Annotated in this window: 13 protein-coding genes and 1 other RNA gene; 10 read left to right on the plus strand and 4 right to left on the minus strand. The window is 42.1% G+C overall.

From position 1 onward, the window contains the following. Nucleotides 1-110 precede the first annotated feature (110 nt). From elyC to HWV01_RS07780, 4 genes are read right to left on the minus strand one after another with little or no spacing between them, the layout of a single operon-like run. A complete protein-coding gene (elyC, locus tag HWV01_RS07765; protein WP_211674833.1) occupies nucleotides 111-866 on the minus strand; it encodes an envelope biogenesis factor ElyC in 756 nt (251 codons plus the stop codon). 29 nt (nucleotides 867-895) lie between these two features. Further along, a complete protein-coding gene (locus tag HWV01_RS07770) occupies nucleotides 896-2,170 on the minus strand; it encodes a hypothetical protein (protein ID WP_211674834.1) in 1,275 nt (424 codons plus the stop codon). After that, nucleotides 2,170-2,802, minus strand: coding sequence for a hypothetical protein (locus HWV01_RS07775; RefSeq protein ID WP_211674835.1), 633 nt, complete (start codon nucleotides 2,800-2,802; stop codon nucleotides 2,170-2,172). The genes HWV01_RS07770 and HWV01_RS07775 overlap by 1 nt, the downstream gene beginning before the upstream one ends. 3 nt (nucleotides 2,803-2,805) lie before the next feature. After that, nucleotides 2,806-6,648: an ATP-binding protein gene (locus HWV01_RS07780; RefSeq protein WP_249185473.1), complete on the minus strand. Its 3,843-nt coding sequence runs from the start codon at nucleotides 6,646-6,648 to the stop codon at nucleotides 2,806-2,808. A 270-nt stretch (nucleotides 6,649-6,918) separates the two neighbouring features. Between HWV01_RS07780 and HWV01_RS07785 the strand changes: the two genes are divergently transcribed. The 10 genes from HWV01_RS07785 (at nucleotide 6,919) to ffs (ending at nucleotide 19,547) form a co-directional block, all read left to right on the plus strand. Beyond that, a complete protein-coding gene (locus tag HWV01_RS07785) occupies nucleotides 6,919-8,349 on the plus strand; it encodes a basic amino acid/polyamine antiporter (protein ID WP_211674837.1) in 1,431 nt (476 codons plus the stop codon). Between the two features lie 102 nt (nucleotides 8,350-8,451). Beyond that, complete coding sequence (locus HWV01_RS07790) at nucleotides 8,452-9,237, plus strand: sulfite exporter TauE/SafE family protein (protein ID WP_211674838.1); 786 nt, start codon at nucleotides 8,452-8,454, stop codon at nucleotides 9,235-9,237. Nucleotides 9,238-9,365: 128 nt separating this feature from the next. Further along, on the plus strand, nucleotides 9,366-10,751 hold the full coding sequence (locus HWV01_RS07795; RefSeq protein WP_211674839.1) for an isochorismate synthase MenF: 1,386 nt from the start codon (nucleotides 9,366-9,368) through the stop codon (nucleotides 10,749-10,751). Then, on the plus strand, nucleotides 10,748-12,685 hold the full coding sequence (menD, locus tag HWV01_RS07800) for a 2-succinyl-5-enolpyruvyl-6-hydroxy-3-cyclohexene-1-carboxylic-acid synthase (protein ID WP_211674840.1): 1,938 nt from the start codon (nucleotides 10,748-10,750) through the stop codon (nucleotides 12,683-12,685). Before HWV01_RS07795 ends, menD begins: the two co-directional genes overlap by 4 nt. Beyond that, entirely contained in the window at nucleotides 12,669-13,565 is an 897-nt protein-coding gene (gene menH / locus HWV01_RS07805) for a 2-succinyl-6-hydroxy-2,4-cyclohexadiene-1-carboxylate synthase (protein ID WP_211674841.1), read from the plus strand. Before menD ends, menH begins: the two co-directional genes overlap by 17 nt. 39 nt (nucleotides 13,566-13,604) lie before the next feature. After that, nucleotides 13,605-14,471, plus strand: coding sequence for a 1,4-dihydroxy-2-naphthoyl-CoA synthase (gene menB, locus HWV01_RS07810; RefSeq protein ID WP_211674842.1), 867 nt, complete (start codon nucleotides 13,605-13,607; stop codon nucleotides 14,469-14,471). Between the two features lie 21 nt (nucleotides 14,472-14,492). After that, the gene (gene menC / locus HWV01_RS07815) at nucleotides 14,493-15,728 is read left to right on the plus strand and encodes an o-succinylbenzoate synthase (protein ID WP_211674843.1); all 1,236 of its coding nucleotides are present in this window, start codon (nucleotides 14,493-14,495) and stop codon (nucleotides 15,726-15,728) included. After that, complete coding sequence (gene menE, locus HWV01_RS07820) at nucleotides 15,725-17,260, plus strand: o-succinylbenzoate--CoA ligase (protein WP_211674844.1); 1,536 nt, start codon at nucleotides 15,725-15,727, stop codon at nucleotides 17,258-17,260. The genes menC and menE overlap by 4 nt, the downstream gene beginning before the upstream one ends. A 162-nt stretch (nucleotides 17,261-17,422) precedes the next feature. Beyond that, the gene (locus HWV01_RS07825) at nucleotides 17,423-19,309 is read left to right on the plus strand and encodes a GGDEF and EAL domain-containing protein (RefSeq protein ID WP_211674845.1); all 1,887 of its coding nucleotides are present in this window, start codon (nucleotides 17,423-17,425) and stop codon (nucleotides 19,307-19,309) included. A 141-nt stretch (nucleotides 19,310-19,450) separates the two neighbouring features. Next, nucleotides 19,451-19,547, plus strand: an RNA gene (ffs, locus tag HWV01_RS07830) — signal recognition particle sRNA small type. Nucleotides 19,548-19,700: the final 153 nt, after the last annotated feature.

Here is a 19,700-nt window from a genome sequence, read left to right on the forward strand (position 1 = left end):
TAAGACAATTTTTGGTAATAAAACTACATAAAATACGGTAACTGTGACTTGAGCCACGTTTACTTACTCAATTTAGACCTAAATGCAGTGTTAATTACAGAATGGAAAACTTATTGGTTATTTTTTAGCGACAACCAAGCCAGTCCTAACCATTCATGGACCACTATTTCACTTACCGCGAGATACCGAGCACGAGGGAAGTAATACTGTAATGGTTGTATGCCATTTACCGGTTTACTGACATGCGCCGTTGGTGCAGGGATAGGGGATAGACCTTGTTGTCGGAATATTGTCATCGCCCGTGGCATGTGCGTTGCGGAGGTGACTAGTACGAGACGTTTACCTTGAGTAATCTCTTTATTATCAATGGCTTCCTCTATGGTGTCACGAGGATCTTCTAATAATATAATGGCTGATTTTGGTACGCCTAATGCGATAGCTAAACGGGCATTCATTTTCGCATTACTGTTGATATCACCACCGCCATAGCCACTGAAAATTAATTTGGCCGTTGGGTTTAGTCTATAAATACGTACGCCTTCTGTGGTTCGAGCAAGGGCGGCAGGGGTTAACTGACTGGTGATCGGTAAGCTGTCTACCGTGGTGTGACCGTTACCCAATACGTGGATATAATCAACACTTTGCTGCTGGTAACTCGGGTACTGAGACTCTAATGTAGCGGCTAAACGGCTAGCGACAGGATCAAGGCTTAATAGAAATAATGTAATAAAACTACTACAAAACAGCACTTGGGCACTGCGTTTATGACGGGTGAGTTTATATAGTAGTGCCGCAAGGATAAAAGCAGTGAGCAGAAATGGCAGTGGCATTAACCAGGTACCAATGATTTTTTTAAGTTCGAACATGGGTAATTGGTACCTGTTTGTAAAAAGGGTTAAGGGCGCTGTAATTGAATATCGCTAACGCGTAAATTCCCCGAGATTAATATCGAACCCGGTAATTCAGTCGTGCTGGCGTCAGGGAAATCAATCGCCATCGCTTTTCGTACGGCGGGTGCGCATTTGTAATATTCATTATAAAGAATACTGAGCCATAAATGCTTCGGTAAAATATTGGTGAGCTGGTTGTCTTGCTGCCAATAGTGCAGAGCAGAGAAGGGGTCGCCTTTATTACTCAATACTTGGGTAAATAACGCTTCGCACTGTGACAATACATAGTCGGCTTCGAGTTGACGCGCTTTTTGCTGTAAGTCATCAATACGACCACTGCTGCGTAAATCAACCGTTTCAGCATCTGACTTACTTTCTTTACGTAATGAGTGGTAAATGTCGGTGAGTTCTTCTTGCTGTACCTGATTGCTAATATCAACACTGGCTGATAATTGCAGTGGTGCAACGCGATTGAAGATAGCCGGTACTTGTTCACGTTCAGCATAGTCGTCTAACTCCCAAATAGGATTGTCTTTTAGAAATTTAGACATGGCTTTAAGACGGGCCACTTGTTCATTTTGCTTACGCAGGGTCATTAGCAATTGACGCATGCGATGAACTGCGCCTTCTAACTGACGGTTAATTCGACGATAGCCATCAATAAAGAAAGTGACCTTACGGCTTAACTCGGCAGGAACATCGTCCCAATCTAACCAGCTGTATACGTCATTAAGATTAATATCGGCTAACGCATTAAGTAGGCCCTCGGTATAAGCGATGGCTTTTTCATTTTCATGGATCTTACTTTCTAAGCTATCCACAAAACCGAACTTACTGGTGATTGCTGCGAACAAACCACTGACACTGTCTTCTAATTCATAAACAATGCCGTAAAGCTCTTCGTCAACCTGACTTAAATAGAAAGAAACTTCATTGTGCTGACCAGTTAATAACGCTCGTTTATATGACTTAATATCACCGTCAATGTGTTGCATGACTTTAGCTATATCAGTACGTTTACGGTAAGACGCATGACGTAATAACAGTTTGTCTAAAATACGCTTTAAGTTGATGGCCAGCATATAGGTGCCATCTTCTTCACTTGGACGGATCAGCCCATTCTTGGTGAGCATTTCTAATAAGGCGCTATTCTCGCCATTATCAATAATGCTGCCATCGAAATAGGCTTGGGCCAACATGCTGCTGTTTGTTTTAGCAAATGAAGTGCGTATTATCTGGGCAATTTTTTCGACTTCAGAAGCGCTTTGCACCTGTGACATTAAAACATCTCCGACTGTGAGTCATCGAAAATATGGTTATCTTGTGTTTCTAATTTCAACGATTCGCTGTCATTAATAAAATCAATTAACTCGTGAATGTAGTTCATTTTAGCGGTGATCTGATAAATGGTACTGCCCGTTTCTAAACGTTGAACGTAGCCAGCTTCATCTAATTTTTTTAAGATAAAGTTAAGCTGTTCCGAGATATCATTACGGCTAGTTTTGAAAATACCTTTATTGGTTAATAGCGCTAACTGTTGTTTTAACGTTGGTTCGTGCTCAATACCACGTAATAGCTCAGACAAGCGGATAGTATCGCCTGCGCGCATGGCGCAATCATGTACAAGGGCTGTCATGGCGAGATCTAAAAAATTAACCAATGGACGGAAGATATCACGTACTTGGCGTAGCTGCTGACGAATATCCGCGCGGTTCTCTTCTTCAATCGTGCAGTAGCAAGCGACAAAGGCTAAACCATCCTCAATCACTTTTACTTTACGGTTAATCAAACGCAGGTAATCATTTACCTTTTCAAATAAGCTATGCTCAGACAGGTAGCGATATGCATCAGGTTGACTGACCTGACAAATGGTATGACCCTGTAACAATAATTCAACGGTAGTTTGAAACATGGGTTAACCCTCTTCTTGCATCGTTGCTGGCGTAGTATCTGCAGCTATGATTGATGTTGTACTTGTAGACGACGTCTTTGTGTCCACCGACGATGTTAATTCTGGTTCTGATACTAAGGTTTTTGTGGCATCACCATTTAACAGAGCCATGAGTGGATCGTCATCAACATTCATCTGGATCAGACGTTTATTACGGCTATCAATTTCGTATAGGTGATCGAATAACTGCAATACCGATTTATCGGTTGACGGTGATGCTGTCATGATCTGAATACCGTGTTGATTTAGCATTTCGAGCATTGCCTGAATGTTTTCAGAATGCAGTTCACCTAATTCATCGACTGGCCAAGTGATAACGGTACTTGCATCGGGGCGCAACATGGTTGTTAAACCGGTAAAGAAAGTAATTAAGGCTAAGTAAGATAGGCCCGTTGATGAGACATCTTCCAGTTCTTTTGGTGTTGTTGCACGAGTCGTTCGACCGTTTTCAACAATGGTAAACTCAATATCAAATAGCTCATTGTGCTGCATGTTATTGTTTTTCGGTAATACCGCTGATAATTCATCCAAGCTATCAATTAAGTCTTGTGGAATACTGCGATCATGTGTGAGTTCGGTATTCGCTTGATATGCTTCAAACGCCTCGTTTACATTCTCAAGCTGCTTCCAGTAACCTAACTTGTCCATCTTAGTACGAATGGCAATTTTAATATCTCCGAGGGCAGTGAAGAATTGTTTACCATTCATGTGGCTAGACAGTTTACGGCCAGTACGGGTAATGTTGCGATCAAAGTTACTTAAATGGGTATAGATAGATAAAATATCGTTAGCACGTAATTCAACTTCGTGCGTGGTCGATGTTTGCAATAGTTTTGCATTTTTCAATACATAACTCAGCTGTTCGCCGCTGTTGATTGCTTCTTCAAGGCGGTAGTTCACCATCTCAGGGTCACTTTCAATGCGGTTTTCTAACCAACCAATTTGCAGTGTACTTTTTGAGTAACGTTTTAGTTCACTGCTAATTTTACTCACAGAGCTTAATACATTACTTTGTTGTTTACCTAACAGACTTATTTGACTGTTCGTTAGCTTAGAGATGTTGTTGACGGTGTATTCTGGTAAATCATCATGTTTAATAGCAGGATAGTCTGCTAGTTTTACAAGGCTGTTATCTAAGCCTTTTAATTGTAATACTAAGTCAGTAACGAGCTTATCGAGCTGGGTTTTCTCTTGCTCTAGCTTGTCGGTTGACTGCTGATAATCTTGTTTTTTATCTTTTAGTTGCTGCTGAAAGCGTTGGATAGCTGCATCTAAGCGGCGTAAACGTTCACGGCCTGGTTCCACTTGCGACCATGATGTTTCTAACCAGCTATTATATTTATCCGCTTTTTGTTGGAATACTTTGGCATTCTCAACGGCTTTCATCGTTTGTTTTATTTTCGCTTCAAGGGCATTGAAGATGCTGGCATTAATCCCCGCGTCGCTTAATGCGGCTTGGAGTGCATCGGCAATGCGTTGCGCTTCAACTTGTGCTTCATTGCGCAGATTATCGAGTGATGACTGGTAGCTATCAATACGCTGATTATAGTCAGTTTCTAGCTGGCAATGTACGCTTAAACGTTCGTTGTTTAGTTCGTTATGACGACTTTGATAATCAACTTTTGCTTGGCTTAATGCTTGTAGCGCTTGAACTAAGAGTAGTTCTGTATCCGCTAATTCAGTTTGCACTCGCGCAATAGCTAAGGTTTTATGTTGTTCTAATTTACTATTTAATTCATCTTCTTCATTGACTAAGCTAGTCAGTAACTGAGTTTGTTTAAACAGTAATTGCTTGCTCGACATTAATTGTTTATCAAGCTCTTCAACTTCTTTATTTAATTGTTCGAGTGCTTTTTGCAGTTGTTCACGCTCTGCTTTTTTAGCCCCTATTTGTGCTGAGATATGTTGTTCTTTTTCTGCTAGTGCGCTGTCTGTGAAAGAGGCGTGTTCTAGGGCATTAAGGTTGATTTTGATGCCATAAAAATCTTGCACTTGGGTTAGCGCTGTTTCGGTATCGGATTGTTTCGCTGCGTCAGTAAATGCGGCTAATAACTCTGGTTCAAGATGCAGGTGCTTTAATAGCTCAGGGTTAATCACACGGCCAATGTTGCTTTGCCAGTTTGGCACGTGCTCAACAAGGAAGGCATGTAATGACCCTTTGGCTGGGCTTAATAGCGTTTGTACATCTCGGTGCTGCTGCGCTAAATGGTTTAATTCGATTTTTAAGCGATCGTTGGTTTGCAGCGCTTGATGTTGTTTTTGGCGTAAACTTTGAGACTCGCTGCTAACACGGTTGTAGGCTTCTTGACGCTCGCTAATACGACGGCGACACTGGCTTAGATTCTGTTGTAATTGCAGAGATTGGGCAGCAAGTTCTGGATCAATCTGCGGCTGCTTCAGCTGTAGGTTAAGTGAGATCTTAGTATGTTCAAGCGGTGTTTTCTTTTCGGTTAACTGATCAATCAGCGTTTGTGTTTGCGTTCTTAATTCACTCTCTAATGTTGCATAGCGTAATTTGTTTTCACTTAACGCGGTTGTTAACTGTTGACGCTGAGAACTGATCTCGTTCGTTAGTTGTTGCTCGTGCTTGTTAAAATCAAGCTCTTGTTTTTGCTGCTGTTCGGTAAACGTGCGACTAAGATCGGCAGACTTCTCACTTAATTGGGTTTTTTCGTTGTTCAGATTGATTAAGCGTAAGGTAAAATCAGATAACTCAGAACCACGCTGCTCATAGGTCGCGGCTTCATCATCTTCAAAATCAATTTTTTCTTGTTCTAATTTATCGAGATCGTGTTTAATTTCACGATGGGCTTTTTCTTCATCGTGACAGGCATCTTCAATCGTCAATACTTGTTGTCTGTGTGCTTCTTTTAAGTCGGTCAATTCAAGCAATACATCTTTTAAACGAGTGCCTGCAGTGTCTTGATCTTGATTACACTTCTGTTGGTAGATATCAGCAAGGTGATGTAGGTGCTGTAGATCTTTTTTGATTTCAACAAGTGAATCAATGTCAGTTAATGACGATAGGATCTTGTCTTCTAGATTGAGAATGGCTTGTGATGAATGCAGGTCGGCTAGCCAGCTATCAATATCGGTTTTATCAATGTTAACCATGTCAGTCACATTGTGGCTGAGCATTTCTGAACTGATCGCGTCTTGCGAGATCTCGATGATCATTTGTTTGATCACGTCGAAGTTAGAGATCTTATTAAATACCGAGGTAACGACTTTTTCAATGTGCTTAACCGGTGATTGGCTCATTGAAAAACGTTGTTGTAGTGTACGCAGTGATTTCTTGCCGCCGAGGTCTCGATGATTCTGAATGACTTTTGCATATTCATCGACACTTAACAGGCTGCTGATTTCACAACGATGTTGAGTTCGATAATTACGTTTAATTTCGTCATCGCCAAAGATATTGCCACTTTCATCAAGGTACATTTTGATATCGAACGGGTGATCAATAAAGCGGTATAGCAGTTTATCGCCATCGCTTTTAATTAATACATGACATAATTGCGGTGTGTCGGTGCCGTTCGGACGTTGATAGTCAAAAATGATGTAGCTGGTTTTACGCGGCAAATAATACGCGGCAAATGATTTCTTGTTGGCATTACGTTCAACAATACGTCCAGGTCGCGCACCCCAAAACAGCATAGGCAGTTTAAGTAGTGTCGTTTTACCGGCACCATTGGTCCCCGCAACTTTAATATTACCCGCGTTATTTAACTCAAGTAATTTACCCGGCCAAAAGCTATCGATAAGGTAAGTTGTGCGACAAAGATATTGTTGTGAAGAATCAGTCATTATCATTATTTTGCAAGAAATCGAACCCCATATTTTAACTGAATGACGCACAAGATGTAAGAAAAAAGATAAGTTTAGTCGGGTGATGAGCGGTTCTGCTCAGATTATCAGCAACTTTGTGTTTTCCGTTGGATTTATGCAAATTTAGTGAATATTCTTGCATATCTATAATAATGCAATACAATTCGCTAGATTATTTATATTAACAAGCTGAAATGATGGTTGATGTGGCATTTTATGTCGACATTTGGCTTGATTAAGGAATTATTGATGGAAAAAAAACTTGGACTCGGTATGTTGGTTGCGTTGGTATTCAGTACCATGGTCGGCGCTGGAATATTTAGTCTCCCGCAAAACGTTGCCGTATCCGCTGCACCCGGTGCAATCACGCTAGGCTGGTTGATCACGGGTTGCGGAATGCTCGCGCTCGTGACGGTATTACGTAATTTGGTGGTTCGCTTCCCTAATTTAAACGGTGGTATTTTCTCGTACGCGCAAGCAGGCTTTGGTAACTACATCGGTTTTATGTCGGCTTGGGGTTATTGGATCTGTAACTTATTAGCGAACGTATCGTATGCCGTGGTCTTTTTTAGTGCGATTGGCTACTTTGTTGATACCCCTGAAAACCCAATGATGGGACAGGGTAATACGCCAATTGCAGTGTTGGGTGGTTCGTTATTAATTTGGTTTATGCATGCGTTAGTATTACGTGGTGTGACACGTGCTGCGTTGATTAATGTATTTGCGACGGTGGCGAAAATAATCCCTATTCTAACCTTCGTTTGTTTGGTTGTGATGGCGTTTAGTTTTGATAAGTTTACCCTTGATTTTTGGGGTGAAAAAACACCTGAATTAGGCTCGGTATTAGATCAGGTTAAAGCCACTATGATGGTGACATTATGGGTATTCATTGGTATTGAAGGTGCGGTTATTTTATCTAACCGTGCTAAAGATAAACGTGACGTGGCGAAAGCAACGGGTATTGCGCTGTTCTCGGCATTAATACTCTATATTGCAGTTAGCTTGTTTACCTTAGGTGTAATGACTCAACCTGAAGTTGCGCAACTACAAAACCCATCAATGGCGAATATTTTAGAGGTGATCGTTGGTCCTTGGGGAGCAATGCTGATTAATGCTGGTTTGATTATCTCGGTATCGGGTGCGTTATTGAGTTGGACTGTGGTTAGTGCTGAAGTGCCTTTCATTGCGGCAAAAGAAGGGTTATTCCCGAAAGCATTTACCAAAGAAAACAGTAAAGGCGCAGCAACAACGTCACTGTGGTTCTCATCTTGTTTGGTACAATTCTTTCTAATCTTAACTTTATTACAAGAAAGCTCGTATTTAGCCTTGGTAAACATTGCGACTTCGGCTGTATTGTTACCGTATTTTTTAGTGGGCGCTTATGGTGTAAAAGTCGCGTTAAGCGGTGACGGTTATAGCGTAACTGAAGGTCGTAAGAAAGATCTTGTGATTGCATTAATATCATCATTTTATGGTGCTTGGCTAGTATATGCCGCTGGTGCAGAGTATATGTTGTTATGTGCATTATTGTATTTACCGGGTGTACTGGTTTATAAGAAAGCACTTGCTGAAAAACAGCAGGCATTTAGCAAGCAAGATTATGCTTATTCATTCGTGTTATTAGCAGGTGCTGCAGGTGCGGTTTATCTGTTATCAACAGGTGTGTTGTCACTTTCTTAGTATTTTAACCACAATTTTGATACTCTAATTAGAGACTTAAAGTTTTTAACTTGAAATCCTCACCTTAAAAGATAGGTGTATGTTGTAAAAAGGCTTATGTAGATGATTGTGGTTTTATATTTAATATTAGGCGCTGCGGCAGGTTTGATCGCTGGTTTGTTTGGTGTTGGTGGCGGTTTAATTATCGTGCCGGCACTGGTTTTCTCTTTTTCCTTGCAAGCACTCTCGCCAATAGTTTTAACCCAGTTAGCGATTGGTACTTCCCTCGCGACGATTATCTTTACCTCTCTTAGTTCGATTAAAACCCACCACAGTAAAGGGGCAATTGATTGGTCTTTGGTTAAACGTCTGACTATCGGTATTGTTATTGGCGCGGTTGCTGGTAGTATTTTTGCTGATTATTTACCGGGTGATACATTACAAATGATTATCGGTATTTATGCACTCACTGTTGCGGTTCAAATGGGCTTTAATTTAAAACCAAAAGCAGAGCATGAGCTACCAAAAGGCGCCGGCTTGAGTGTTGCAGGTGGTGTCATTGGTGCCATTTCTGCTTTATTTGGCATTGGCGGCGGTTCACTCACCGTACCTTACTTATCTTGGTGTCGTGTGGAAATGCGTAATGCGGTTGCCACGTCTTCTGCTTGTGGCTTGCCGATTGCGGTGGCAGGTGTGTGCACCTATATTATTACGGGCTGGAATAACCCTGATTTGCCAGAGTACAGCTTGGGTTATATTTACTTACCCGCTTTCTTTGGCATTATTATTACCAGTACTGTGTTTGCTAAACAAGGTGCAAAACTTGCGCACTCATTACCAAGTCATATCCTAAAACGGTATTTTGCTTTGTTATTACTGGGTGTTGGTTCGAAGTTTATTTTTTTCTAAAACGAACATTTTATTGATCTAGGCTATAAATAGTCCGAATAAGTACTCATTTAGTATAGGTTTGTAACAGGCACTATCTAAAATATGTTAATTTCATCCCCTAAGTAGTAGTTTACTAAGGGGCCGCTTTGTTAATACTAACAACTGCGATTAACGCATTACAACAACTGATTATTCATGCTCAGCCAGAGCAAACTCGTCTTTCGGTCGAATTACAGCCCTTGTATGCCACCGAACTAATTGAGTGGTTTGATGCGCAAATTTTATTCCCGCAATTTTATTGGCAATCTCGAGACGGTGATGAAGAAGTCGTCGCCTTAGGTCAGTGTTGCCATTTTCATGATCTCGATACGGCTAAAAACCAGCTTAACGAACAGCAACGGATCTGGGGCGGATGCGCATTTTCACATCAAGATCATTATTTCTTACCGCAAGTTGAATTAACACGTAAAAACAATAACTGGCAATTATCGGTGAATTTGCCTGTTAATTCAGCGCCAATCCATGAGAATGTTGGAATAAAGCGTACAGAGCAAACCTATGACAAAGCGGTATTGCTTGAAAGCCTAGCCAGTTTAATTACACCTGCGCCGACACCTCTCCCGTTATCTTATAAGATTGAAGCGCGCAGTCATTACCCTGAATTTAACCAGTGGTCTCATCTTGTGACCAAAGCTTTAAATGCGATCGAACAACAAGATTTTGAGAAAGTGGTTTTAGCGAGGAAGACAGCATTAACACTAAATCGTCCAATTTCTGCTGCTCAGTTTTTACAGCAAAGTCGCCAGGTCAATCAGCAGTGTTACCACTTTATATTTGCGCTTCAGGCTAACGACTATTTTGTTGGTTCTACGCCAGAGCTATTATTTTCGCGAAAACAACGTCAATTACATACCGAAGCGCTTGCGGGTACAGCGGCACGCAGTGATGATGCTGCGGAAGACTGTGGTTTAGCCAATTGGTTATTACATGACAGTAAAAATCGTTATGAAAACCGTTTAGTGGTGGATGATTTAATGGCGCGTTTAGACCCTCGTTGTGATTCATTACAGGTATCTGTACAACCAGAATTAGTGAAACTGCGTAAAGTGCAGCACTTAAAACATCACATCTCAGGGATACTTGCTACAGATGTTGATGATGCAGAGTTATTAGCTAACTTACAACCAACCGCTGCGATAGCAGGATTACCACGTCAACCGGCATTAAATTTTATTGCGAACAATGAACCATTTTCACGGGGTTGGTATAGCGGTGCGCTTGGTTATGTTGGTCTGCAGCAAAGTGAGTTTTGTGTTGCGATCCGCAGCGCGCGAATTTTAGGGCATGAAGTACAGCTTTTTGCGGGTGCGGGCATTGTACCTGGCTCTAGCCCTGTAAGTGAATGGCAAGAGCTAGAACGTAAAACCGCGACCCTGTTAACCTTACTTGAACCTGATACGACTGTTAACTGTGATATAGACTGCGATGATATTCGCTTAAATTCATTTTTACCTGAGTTACAACGCGCATGATAACAAACCAGTCTCTTTTAAACATACAAGCTCCATTAAATCGTTTGTGGGCAAGCTTAATGTTAGATGAATTGAGTCGTTTAGGCGTTCGTCATGTGTGTGTTGCACCAGGCTCTCGCTCAACCCCCCTTGTTTTAGCGGCTGAAGAGAATGAGAATCTGATCTTGCACAGCCACTTTGATGAACGTGGACTTGGTTTCTATGCTCTGGGGTTAGCTAAATCATTACAAGCGCCTGTTGCTGTGATTGTTACATCAGGAACAGCGGTGGCAAATCTATTACCAGCAGTGGTCGAAAGTGGTTTAACCAAAGAAAAACTAGTGCTATTAACTGCCGATCGGCCCATCGAACAAATTAATTGTGGTGCTAATCAGGCCATTCAACAATCAGGTTTATTCTCAAGCCACGTTTGTCATGAATTATTATTACCTAGCCCAAGTCTGGGCATCACACCGCAGTGGTTGTTGAGTACCATAGACCAAAGTTTAGCGGTGCAGCTGCAAGTGGGTGGTACGGTTCATATCAATTGCCCTTACCCTGAACCTTTGTATGGCGGCGAGGCTAATTTTGGTGATTATCTGGCTGGGACTGCAGGATGGCAAGCCTCACAGAAAACGTATTTGTCGATTAATTCATTAGGAGTCAATTCAATTGACATTAATGGGCTAAACACTTACTTGTCCGATAGTCCTGTTGCACATTGCCACTCTTTAGACTTGAAGCCGTCTGCCGACTTATATACCGCCACTAAAACCAATATGCCCATTGTAAACAAAAAAGGACTTGTTGTTATTGGCGCTGTTGCAGTTGCAGAGATGCAAGCGATTAAACAATGGGCGGCTGTTTTGGGTTGGCCTGTATTGGTTGATCCTCAGGCTGGTGGCAGTAGTGAATGGGCGCATTATGATGTCTGGTTACAAAATCAAGCGTGTCACGATAAGTTAGCGGAAGCAGAGATCTTGGTGCAATTTGGCGCGCGGTTGGTATCAAAGCGTTTAGGTCAGTTTATCGCACAGCATGACTGGCAAGACTATTGGTTAATTGCAGATCAAGCGGGGCAGTTAGACCCTTATCATCGTACTTGCAAACAATTCATTAGTCCTATTTCGGCTTGGTTAACATTATTTGTTGGAGGTCACTTGAATAGTCAGTTAAGCGGGCCATTGGTATCAATTAATGACTTGTTAGAAACAAATAGCAGCATATTTGCAGACATTGGTGCATGTCATCGTGATGCTAAGGGTTATGAATGGGCTAAGGCATTAACGTTTGCTAGCTGTAAGATACGTCAGTTGGTAGAGACGCGTTACATTGATAATCTAACGGAAATTAGTTTTGCTGCCACGTTAGATGCTTGCCTGACTATGCCGCCTTTAACTAATCCAACGAGTATATTTATTGGTAATAGCTTGATTGTTCGTTTACTTGATATGTTTGTGACATTACCGAATGTGCCTGTATTTAGTAATCGTGGTGCTTCGGGCATTGACGGCTTGTTGGCGACGGCTGCTGGAGTGCAAGCTGGGCAGGAGCAAGGCATGCTTTGTTTATTGGGTGATACGTCTTTGTTATATGACTTAAATTCACTGGCGTTATTTTCTAATCCGACATATCCGAGTGTGATTGTGGTACTGAATAATGATGGTGGTGCAATTTTCGATATGTTACCTGTTAATGAGCAACAAAAAGAACAGCTTTACCGTATGCCACACGGACTTAAATTTGAACATGCGGCTGCGATGTTTGGGCTGGATTACGTTCAACCTAAAACGCTGGCGAATGCACTGTCTGCTATTGATCATGGATTAAATCCAATGCGTGAAGTGGCTGGGGAGGTGCGAACGCTGTTGGTGGAAATAGCAACGCCAGCTGGGGAAGCTGCCAAGCTACTCAAGCAGTTGTTTAGCGAGGTTAAAAATGCAAGTTTTATCTAATGTAATCACCTCTAAACAGACGCAATCACCTCTATATTCAGTCTCATTTGAGCTTGCTAATAATCGTATTCAAAGTTCCGCAGCAAAACCAAGTTTGGTGTTCTTGCATGGGTTACTGGGTTCAACGGCAGATTGGCAACCGATAATCGCGGACTTATCACCGGATTATCAGTGTATCTGTATTGACCTACCAGGGCATGCGGGTAGCCAAGCTGTCACTGTGAATGACTTTCAACATGTTGAACAACTAATCATTGCTACGCTTGCCCAGTATCAACTCGATAATATTATTTTGGTCGGTTACTCGTTAGGGGCACGGATTGCCATGACGATCGCGAGTGATCAAGCGTCTAATTGGCCGTATACCCTCGATGGACTGTTGTTAGAAAGTGGAAATCCAGGTTTGAACAGTAGCGCTGAACAATTACAGCGTGGATTACATGACTTGGGTTGGGTAACACGTTTTAGCGACGACACATTACCTACTGTGCTTATTGATTGGTACCAGCAAGGGGTATTCGCATCGCTTACTCAGGCCCAAAAAAACGCTTTAATTAAAACGCGTTGTCAAATTCAAGCAGATAAAAATGGGTTCAGCGGCGGTATGCAGATAAGCAAAATGTTGGCGGCGACCTCATTATCTAAGCAAGGTTATTTGTTACCACAATTACAAAAAGCTGAACTTCCTGTGCGCATGGTTTGTGGTGAACTAGACCCTAAATTTGTGCTGTTAACCAAAGCAAGTCAATTGGATTATCGCCTGGTATCAAGAGCCGGGCATAACGTACATGCAGACCAGCCACATGAGTTCATTCAGTTAGTGAGAGATTTCGTGAGTGAGATAGCGGTTAACAAAGCCACGCACAAGAAGGCGGCTTAAACGCGTTCTAAATAAAAACTTAATAGATTAGGAATTATTATGACAACAACCGTTGGTATTACAGAAGCAGAACTATACGCACACGTAGAATGGCAAGATTGCACTGGTGAATACCAAGATATTCATTTTCACAAATCATTAGATGGCATTGCTAAAATCACCATTGCACGTCCTCAAGTACGCAATGCGTTCCGTCCACAAACAGTACAAGAGATGATGCAAGCCTTAGCGGATGCGCGTTATGACTCAAACGTGGGCGTTATTATTCTAACCGGGCTTGGCGAGCATGCGTTCTGTTCGGGTGGTGACCAAAGTATTCGTGGCGATTACGGTGGTTATAAAGACGATGAAGGCATGCATCACTTAAATGTGTTGGACTTTCAACGCCAGATCCGTACTTGTCCAAAACCTGTAATAGCGGCAGTGGCGGGTTATGCTGTTGGTGGTGGTCATGTATTACACATGATGTGTGACTTGACTATCGCTGCTGACAATGCGCAATTTGGTCAAACAGGTCCTAAAGTCGGCTCTTTCGATGGAGGTTGGGGGGCATCGTATATGGCGCGCATTGTTGGGCAGAAGAAAGCCCGTGAAATTTGGTTCTTGTGCCGTTTCTATGATGCACAAGAAGCAGTAGATATGGGATTAGTGAATACAGTTGTGCCACTGGAAGATTTAGAACGTGAAACTGTGCGTTGGTGTCGTGAAGTATTACAACACAGCCCAATGTCATTACGTTGTTTGAAAGCAGCGTTGAATGCAGATTGTGATGGTCAAGCTGGGTTACAAGAACTCGCGGGTAATGCGACTATGATGTTCTACATGACAGACGAAGGACAAGAAGGACGTAATGCATTTAATGAAAAACGCCGTCCTGATTTCTCTAAGTTTCCACGTAATCCTTAATCAGTCAGCGGAGCATTGTTAATGCAACGTCAGGTTAAGTTGTACCATTATCAGTTGCCTTTGGACTGTGCCATGATATTACGTGGCCAGTCTGTCTGTGTTCGTGAAGGCTGGATTATTGAGTTGCAAGAAAGGGGTGAATTGCAGGAGGGGGCTGAATTATTGGAAAATGTTGAGTTCCATGAGCAGTGCAAAAGCACTCAAGTTAATAAAGTGGGGCGTGGCGAAATCGCGCCTTTACCTGGCTTTAGTAATGAGACATCAGCGCAAGCAAAGCAGCAACTCGAAAGCATGATCCAAATTTGGCTAGAGCAGGGCGTAGTGGATCTGAGTGCGTGCTGCCCCTCTGTGGCGTTTGGTTTTAGCATGGCACTTTTGGAGTTAGAGGACGGGCTACCGCAAATGACTTATTGCGACGATATTCATAACGGCAAGCTTCATAACGGTAATAGACATCATCATCACATTAACAGCGCGCTATTATTGGCTGCTGATCTTAGAATCATAAACCGTAAACATGCAGAACTTGCCGCGAGTTCCTTATGTAAGTTGAAAATTGCCACCCAACCGACTGCGAAAGGCGCCTGTCATGACGGCGAGATTGCTCGGCAGTTACTACAGCGATACCCTCAATTACGGTTACGTTTAGATGCCAACCGACGTTGGAACCTTGTGAATGCGTTGGCGTTTGCCGAGCAGCTCCCCGCGGCGTTACGCCAGCGTATCGATTTCATCGAAGAGCCGTGTCATCACTCAAGCGATAGTTATCTGTTTACGCGTGAAACTGGGATTGCCATCGCATGGGATGAAAGCTTGCGGGATGCTTGCAAAAACCGGCGAGGGCGGGGTGATGTTGAGTTTCTGAAGTCTACAGTCGCTGAGTGTCATGCTTCTGACACCGCATCAATTGCCGCTATTGTGATTAAACCTATGCTGGCTGGCACCATTCATCACTGCCGTCACTTGATTGAGCTGGCATATCAATTGGGTTTAACTGTGGTGATTAGTTCAAGTCTTGAATCTAGTTTTGGTTTACTGCAACTGGCTCGTTTATCGCAGTGGTTAACACCTGATACGACCCCCGGGTTAGATACTCTGCATGTTTTTAAGCAGCAAGTGGCAATACCTTATCCAGGCTGTCGTTTGCCTTTGTTAGCACTAACTACATTACCTTGTCGTACCTATTTGCAAGTTACAGATATAAGATATCAAGATATAAATACAAAGCAGCATCGTATTATGGAAGCCTATAAATGATAGACGTTGTAATTGATAACATAGAGAGTCATGAAGTCAGTTTTAGTTGTTGGCCTTGGCAACATTGGTCATTACTTAATCCGGATGGTATTGCCTTGGTATATGGTGAGTATTCATTTACTTGGCAGCAAGTGAATTCGCTGGTGGATGAATATGCCGAACAGTTAAATATACAAGGTGTACGACAAGATCATATTGTTGCTGCTCTGAGCGTTAATAACCCAGATGTATTGTGGTTATATTTAGCTTGTTTACGACTCGGTGCTTGCTGTGTGGTACTAGATCCGAAACAAAGTGCTGAACAGTTAAATGACCAGTTTGAAGCACTCGCGGCACAGTTTATTTGGGTATCAGCACCTGCATTTAATCGTTCACAAGGTTTGCAAAGTATTAATAATACGAGAGAGTTAGTGTTTACTCTCCTCCTTAGCCCCTCGGAGATGACTTCATCAACAAGGTCGACTATTTCTATAACAGCGTCTACAGCGGCAACCAAATACGTGAGTACTGAGGATAGTATTAAGCTGGAGTGGCAAGCAGAGCGCCTAGCCAGTATCGTCTTTACATCCGGTTCAACTGGTAAAGCCAAAGCGGTTGCACATAGCGGTGAAAATCATTTGTATTCTGCTGCGGGTTTGTTATCAGTGTTCAGTTATAGGGCGTCAGACAGTTGGTTATTGTCGTTACCTTTGTTTCATGTATCAGGCTTAGCGATTGTGTGGCGTTGGTTATCTGCTGGTGGGCAGGTGGTGTTACCGTTAGCAGATAGTCTTGTTGAACAGTTATCACAAGTAACGCACGCATCTTTAGTACCAACTCAATTGCGACGCTACCTTAATGAATTGGGTGCAGATCAAGAGGTTATTAGTCTTAAACGTATCTTGTTAGGTGGTGCAGTGATCCCCGTCGTATTAACGGATAAAGCGAAATCCCTCGGTATTGATTGCTGGTCTGGCTATGGCATGACTGAAATGGCCTCTACTGTCACCGCTAAACCTGCGGATGATAGTGTAGGCGTTGGTACTTTACTCGCACATCGCTGTTTGTCCTTGATTGATAAACAAATTAAGGTGCGAGGTAGAAGTTTAGGGATGGGTTATTATTATCAAGGTGCGTTAAGTCCCATTACTGACGAAAGCGGTTGGCTTGTCACAGGGGACTTAGGCATGATAGCGCAAGGTGATGCGTTAGCGGATGAATTATTTATTCTTGGTCGACAAGATAATATGTTTATTTCCGGTGGTGAAAATATTCATCCAGAACAAATTGAGCGCATTTTACTTTCGCATCCGTTCATTAATCAAGCGTTAGTATTCCCATGTGAAGATGTGGAGTTTGGCCATCGTCCAATTGCTGTTATTGACGCTATTGCATATTTATCAGTCGATGATATGAATAAATTCCTACAAAACAAGCTGGTTAAATTCATGTGGCCGATAAATTATCATTCGCTACCAGACGCTATAAATGTGAACAGCATCAAGTTAAATAGGGCTTCCGTTCAACTGTGGGTCACAAGTTTATACGAATAGTTGAGCTAGATGATAATAATTCTTGCTTGTTATAAATCTGGCTTGGTGTTCGCTTTGTTTTCTTGTAGTATACAGATTCCTCCTTATTCATCAGATGAATAGCGACATAGTAATGAAGGTTTACAATGTCATTTAGAGCGGTGTAATTAACAGAGATGTAGCATGCTAAATATTAATACTCAGGTTATTGAGATCCCGGAACCCATGTTTCGTGGTTGGCAACAAACTGTAGAGTTGATCGCTGGCGTTATGAATCTGCCTGCAGCATTAATTATGCGCGTTCACCACAATGATATTCGAATATTTTCGTCAAACGACACGGCTCATTTGGCTTCCCTGCGATTATCAGAATCGAAGCAATTAAGCTGTTACAGTGCACAGGTTATTTATAATCGTGGAGAGCTACTTATTGAAGACGCTACCCTCGATTCAACGTGGAAATTCGACAGTAATATTAGCGCCGACATTTTAGCGTATTACGGTTTACCGCTTACTTGGCCGAATGATCAAGCTTTTGGTACACTTTGTGTCTTAGATACGAAAATCCATAAATTTACACCTCATTGCAAATTACTTATCGCACGTTTTCAGCAATCGATGAATGCTGATCTCACTATACTCTACGAAAAAGCTGAATTACTGAACGCTAACCGTAAATTACAGAGTTTACTTGCTAAGAAATCAATGGCGCTAACCTTGTCTCATCAAGCGTTATTACATGAACAAGATAGTCGTTCTGCATTAGAATCGACCCTTATTTATCAGCAAGAATATGACACGCTTACAGGTGTCGCTAATCAGTTTTCATTAGTTAAACAGATTGATGACATGTTGGAATATGTTGATGATGACAACGAACTCGCTGTTATTTATTTGGGTATCCGAAACTTCAAATCAATTAATAACAGTTATGGTTATGCGATTGGTGACAAAGTATTACTTGAAGTCAGCCAGCGTATTCACCAGCAACTGACGACAGAACACTTGGTTGCTCGTTGCTGGGGTGATGCTTTTGCTATTGTTGTTCGCGATGAGAATGTTGTTGAGCAAGTAATTGATTTAATTGCACGTTTTTCACAAGCCTTTGAATCCACATTTATTGTTGATGATTATACTATAACCACTCAGATTTGTTGTGGTATTGCGTTAGCTGATTCTCCCGCAGACAAAGGTATTTCTTTGGTTGAAAGAGCTGAAGCGGCGATGAGTGCGAGTAAAGACAAGGGTACCTGTTATAACTTCTTTACTGAAGAGTTAAGCGTCGCGATTGGTGAGCGTCACTATTTAGAATCTCATTTAGCCGAAGCGCTGGATAAAAATGAAATGTCGGTACATTATCAACCGATGATTTGTGTTAAAACTCGTCGCGTATTGGGCGCCGAAGCGTTAATTCGCTGGCAGAATCCGATACTCGGTGCGGTTGCGCCCGATCGTTTTATCCATCTAGCAGAGCAGAATGGCCAGATCTTAGCATTAGGTAATTTTGTATTACGTACCGCAATGGAACAAGCGGCGCAGTGGCGTAACAGCTTTGGTGATGATTTTTGTATTGCAGTTAATATGTCACCGGTACAGTTTCGTGATGACAACTTAGTTTCTCGTATCGCGCAGTTGCTGGTTTATTATCGTTTACCTGGTAGTTCGTTAGAACTTGAGATCACTGAAGGGGTTTTATTACAAGACGAGAAGAAAGCCGCGAAAGCCATTGCTGGATTACAAAAGTTGGGTGTACGTATTTCGTTAGATGACTTCGGCACGGGTTATTCGTCATTAAGTTATTTACAGAAGTATTCGTTTGATACGCTGAAAATTGATCGTAGTTTCATTATGAATCTAATGGAGCGAGATCAAGATAAAGAATTAGCACGGGCGATTATTGCGATGGCGAAGAAGCTTAATTTGCAAGTTGTTGCCGAAGGCGTTGAAACGGTAGAGCAAGATCTGTTTATTGTTGATGAAGGTTGTGATTATGGTCAGGGTTATCTGTATGGTAAACCTGTACCAGCAACTATGTTTACGGGTCAGTACCTTAGCAAAAAAGCCATTTAGCTGACTCGGTTTTGATCGACTTGGTTGGATAGTGTGCGATTGGGGTTTGTAGAGCATAAAACTGCTATAAACAGTTGCAAAGAATCAGTGAATAGTTAATAATTCACTCGTTGTCAAGCACAACACATTTGATGGGTGCCTTATGGGTCCCTCCGCATTGATACTCTGTGAATTCGGCCAGGCCTGGAAGGGAGCAACCGCAGCAGAGAACTCAAGTGCCGGAGTGAGGCTTGTAGGGTATCCTTCAAAAGTGTTGTGCTTTTCGCGTTTCTGACGTCCTGTTTTTTCAAATAAAGACCTTACCGCTCAACCTCCGTTATTATTTTTATTCCCTTTAATCGTTATAGTTCCGCGTTACCAATAAGTAAATTGACACCTCTATTTTCGAATC

The sequence above is a fragment of the Moritella sp. 5 genome, from assembly GCF_018219455.1.
Taxonomy (GTDB): Bacteria; Pseudomonadota; Gammaproteobacteria; order Enterobacterales; family Moritellaceae; genus Moritella.

Coding starts and splice junctions, on each gene's coding strand:
- elyC (WP_211674833.1), bottom strand. CDS start 866: ATGTTCGAACTTAAAAAAATCATTGGTACCTGGTTAATGCCACTGCCA.
- HWV01_RS07775 (WP_211674835.1), bottom strand. CDS start 2,802: ATGTTTCAAACTACCGTTGAATTATTGTTACAGGGTCATACCATTTGT.
- menD (WP_211674840.1), top strand. CDS start 10,748: ATGATAACAAACCAGTCTCTTTTAAACATACAAGCTCCATTAAATCGT.
- menH (WP_211674841.1), top strand. CDS start 12,669: ATGCAAGTTTTATCTAATGTAATCACCTCTAAACAGACGCAATCACCT.
- menC (WP_211674843.1), top strand. CDS start 14,493: ATGCAACGTCAGGTTAAGTTGTACCATTATCAGTTGCCTTTGGACTGT.
- HWV01_RS07825 (WP_211674845.1), top strand. CDS start 17,423: ATGCTAAATATTAATACTCAGGTTATTGAGATCCCGGAACCCATGTTT.
- menE (WP_211674844.1), top strand. CDS start 15,725: ATGATAGACGTTGTAATTGATAACATAGAGAGTCATGAAGTCAGTTTT.
- HWV01_RS07780 (WP_249185473.1), bottom strand. CDS start 6,648: ATGACTGATTCTTCACAACAATATCTTTGTCGCACAACTTACCTTATC.
- HWV01_RS07790 (WP_211674838.1), top strand. CDS start 8,452: ATGATTGTGGTTTTATATTTAATATTAGGCGCTGCGGCAGGTTTGATC.
- menB (WP_211674842.1), top strand. CDS start 13,605: ATGACAACAACCGTTGGTATTACAGAAGCAGAACTATACGCACACGTA.
- HWV01_RS07770 (WP_211674834.1), bottom strand. CDS start 2,170: ATGTCACAGGTGCAAAGCGCTTCTGAAGTCGAAAAAATTGCCCAGATA.
- HWV01_RS07785 (WP_211674837.1), top strand. CDS start 6,919: ATGGAAAAAAAACTTGGACTCGGTATGTTGGTTGCGTTGGTATTCAGT.